Source organism: Mycobacterium sp. E2462 (assembly GCF_001672685.1).
Lineage (GTDB): Bacteria > Actinomycetota > Actinomycetes > Mycobacteriales > Mycobacteriaceae > Mycobacterium.
The window spans coordinates 1-1,489 of the sequence record NZ_LZKC01000420.1; the positions used below are offsets into that span (position 1 = coordinate 1).

1 protein-coding gene is annotated in these 1,489 nt (G+C 75.6%); it reads left to right on the forward strand.

Going from position 1 to position 1,489, the window contains the following annotated elements:
- Positions 1–1,489 (forward strand): ATP-binding protein (locus tag A5714_RS21690; protein WP_156747434.1); only part of this gene is annotated, 1,489 nt, incomplete at both ends.

Here is a 1,489-nt window from a genome sequence, read left to right on the forward strand (position 1 = left end):
GCCGGATGGCGATCATGTCCGACCCGGCCAGCGTGCTGGTCGACAACGCCGACCTGCTCCGTTCGCTGCAGACCACCGACGACATCGCCGCCCAGGTGATCCAGGACGCCAGCGCCGCGGTGACCAGGTCCGTGCACGCCCAGGCCGCCGAGCGGCGTGACGCGGCGGTCCTCGACGCCACCGTGGTGCTGGTCGCCATTGCGATCGCCGTCATCGTGGTGCTGCTGGTCGCCCGCGCGCTGGTGCGCCCGCTGCGGGTGCTGCGCGACGGCGCCCTGCGGGTCGCCCACACCGACTTGGAGGCCGAGATCGCGCGGGTCAAGGCCGGCGGCGCCGAACCGACGCCCGAGCCGCTGCCCGTCTACACCACCGAGGAGATCGGCCAGGTCGCCCACGCCGTCGACGAGCTGCACACCCAGGCGCTGCTGCTGGCCGGCGACGAGGCGCGGCTGCGGTTGCTGGTCAACGACATGTTCGAGACCATGTCGCGGCGCAGCCGCTCGTTGGTCGACCAGCAGCTGGCGCTCATCGACCGGCTGGAGCGCAACGAGGAGGACCCCGAGCGCCTGGACAACCTGTTCCGCCTCGACCACCTGGCGGCCCGGCTGCGCCGCAACAGCGCCAACCTGCTGGTCCTGGCCGGCGCGCAGCTCGCCCGCGATCAGCGCGACCCGGTGCCGCTGGCGACCGTGCTGAACGCCGCGGTGTCGGAGGTGGAGGACTACCGGCGCGTCGAGATCGCCGGGCTGCCGGACCGCGCCCTGCTCGGCGCGACGGCCGGTGGCGCCATCCACCTGTTCGCGGAGCTGATCGACAACGCGCTGCGCTATTCGCCGCCGACGACGTCGGTGCGGGTCTCGGCGGCGCCCGGCGGCGACGGGGGCATCGTGGTGCGCGTCGCCGACGCCGGCCTGGGCATGAACGACGCCGACCGGCGCATCGCCAACATGCGCCTGCAGGCCGGCGGCGACGCCAACCCTGACGGCACCCCCGAGCCCACTCCCGAGAACGCCCGCCACATGGGCCTGTTCGTGGTCGGCCGGATCGCCGCCCGGCACGGCATCCGGGTGGGGCTGCGCGGCCCCGCCGCGCACGAAGCGGGCACCGGCACCACCGCGGAGATCTACCTGCCGCCCGAGGTGCTCGAGGGCGCCGCGCAGGACGCCGGGCCCCGCCACATCCGGTCCGTCTCCTCGCCCAGCGCCAAGCTCGCCAGCGCCCGTCCCGACGCGCCGGCGCCGCAGCCGGACGCGCCCGGCCGGCACGAGAGCCGGCCGCAGGACGCCCCGCAGCCCGATGAGCCGGCCGCCCGCAACCGCCCCCCGATCACGCTGCTGCCGCGCCGCAACCCGGGGACCAGCGGCATCACCGAGGTACCGGAGCAACCGGCCGCGCCGCTGCCGCGCCTGCCCCGGCGCGAGGCCGCCGCCCCGGAAGTTGCAGCCGTCGAACACCACCCGCTCGGTGCGCAGCCGCAGGTCATCAACGC